This is a genomic window from Thermomonas hydrothermalis (assembly GCF_900129205.1).
Classification (GTDB): Bacteria; Pseudomonadota; Gammaproteobacteria; order Xanthomonadales; family Xanthomonadaceae; genus Thermomonas; species Thermomonas hydrothermalis.
Genome location: NZ_FQUK01000083.1, coordinates 1 through 1467, shown reverse-complemented (window position 1 = coordinate 1467; position 1467 = coordinate 1). Strand labels below are relative to the sequence as shown.

Below are 1467 nucleotides of genomic sequence, written 5' to 3'. Positions count from 1 at the left end.
CCGAGCGCCCCCACCACGCCCTCGGCCAGCGACCCCCGCTACACTTCCTGCTCCAGCACCAACCCGAGTGCCAAAGGTGGTGGACTCATACAATTCTTTGATTTTTTTGGCATTTTGCCCCTAAAGTCCGTTCCGGGGCGGCCGTTAACGAGGTCGACCCACACACCCGGAACCCTGGCCATGACCACGAAGATCGATGGCAATCTGCCGACCAAGCCAGTCGAGGCCAAGCACATTGCCGAAACAGCACAACCCCGTGCCGGTGCCTCTCGTGAGGCCGCCGTGCAGTCCTCTCCGCCGGTGGACAGCCTGCGCCTGACTGGCGAGGCGGTCGGGTTGAAGGCGCTCGTCAAGGAGCTGGCGGGTTCGTCCCGGCTGGATCTGGCCAAAGTCAAGGAAATCCGCAGTTCCATCGACAATGGCAGCTACAAGATCGACCCGGAGGAGATCGCTGATCGCCTCCTGGCACTGGAACGCGAACTCCTTAAGTGATGCCGCCATGAACGCCACCGAGGTGCACCCGCTGGACGCACTGGAGCAGGCCCTGCAGGCCGAGCGCCGTGCTCTGCTGGAGCACGACGTCGAAGCGCTGCTTAAGTCCACCCGCGACAAACTCGATGCCCTGAAAGCGGCCGAGCGAGTGGCAACGCCAGACGACCGCGACCGGATCGCACAGTTGCATGCGCTCAACCGGGCCAATGCAGTCCTGCTGGCACGCCGTCGCCGCGAGGTGGCCTGGACCTTGCGCTATCTGGGCCGCAGCGAGGCGGCTGCTACATATGATGGCAGCGGCCTTGCACGCGCTGTGCGTACGGGTGGCCGTTTCCTGGGGTGCGGATGAGTCAGCCCCTCGTGACCGACTCGCCCCTGTGGAGCCGGGATGCCTTGTGGGCGGGCAGTGCGCTTGCGTTTCCAGTCCTGTTCCTGGACAAGACCCGTGCCTTGCATCATGCCAACGCTGCGGCCTGTGCCCTGGCGGAGAAAGTGCAACCGGGGGCCGGCCCGCAGGCGTTGGTCGGGTTGATTGCAGACAGCGACTGGCAACACGCGTTTGAGACCGGTTACTGGAAAGGGGAGGTGCGTCCCGACCCGGAACACCCGCTGATGCTGGAGCTGCACTGCGGGCAGTCCCCCGACAGCGGGCACTGCATCCTGGTGGTGGTGGACATCAGCGAACGCGGCGAGCGTCAGCGCCAGTACGAGGAGCTACAACGCACGGTACAGCGCCTGGCCACCACCCAGGAACAGCTGCTGCGCTCCGAGAAGATGGCCTCGATCGGCCAGCTGGCCGCAGGTGTCGCACACGAGATCAACAACCCGATTGGTTATGTCGGCTCCAATCTGAGCACGCTGCAGGAATACAGCACCGCGCTTTTGGGCTCCATCGCGTCTGGTGTGGAACGGGCCGCCGGATGATGTCAGCCTTGGCGGATGCAAGAACAACTCTTCACCCAGGCTTTGGGGCTG

At 64.3% G+C, this 1467-nt stretch carries 3 protein-coding genes; all 3 read left to right on the top strand.

Annotated elements, in window-relative coordinates:
* The first annotated feature begins 180 nt into the window (after positions 1-180).
* From flgM to BUA29_RS12570, 3 genes are read left to right on the top strand one after another with little or no spacing between them, the layout of a single operon-like run.
* Positions 181-492 carry a flagellar biosynthesis anti-sigma factor FlgM gene (gene flgM / locus BUA29_RS11870; protein ID WP_072756716.1) on the top strand — a complete coding sequence of 104 codons (312 nt, stop codon included), beginning with the start codon at positions 181-183 and terminating at the stop codon, positions 490-492.
* Between the two features lie 7 nt (positions 493-499).
* On the top strand, positions 500-841 hold the full coding sequence (locus BUA29_RS11865) for a hypothetical protein (protein ID WP_072756715.1): 342 nt from the start codon (positions 500-502) through the stop codon (positions 839-841).
* The gene (locus tag BUA29_RS12570) at positions 838-1416 is read left to right on the top strand and encodes a sensor histidine kinase (RefSeq protein ID WP_072756714.1); all 579 of its coding nucleotides are present in this window, start codon (positions 838-840) and stop codon (positions 1414-1416) included. Before BUA29_RS11865 ends, BUA29_RS12570 begins: the two co-directional genes overlap by 4 nt.
* Positions 1417-1467 lie beyond the last annotated feature (51 nt).

Excerpts from the sequence above, each read along its gene's own strand:
- flgM (WP_072756716.1), top strand. The coding sequence starts at position 181 with ATGACCACGAAGATCGATGGCAATCTGCCGACCAAGCCAGTCGAGGCC.
- BUA29_RS11865 (WP_072756715.1), top strand. The coding sequence starts at position 500 with ATGAACGCCACCGAGGTGCACCCGCTGGACGCACTGGAGCAGGCCCTG.
- BUA29_RS12570 (WP_072756714.1), top strand. The coding sequence starts at position 838 with ATGAGTCAGCCCCTCGTGACCGACTCGCCCCTGTGGAGCCGGGATGCC.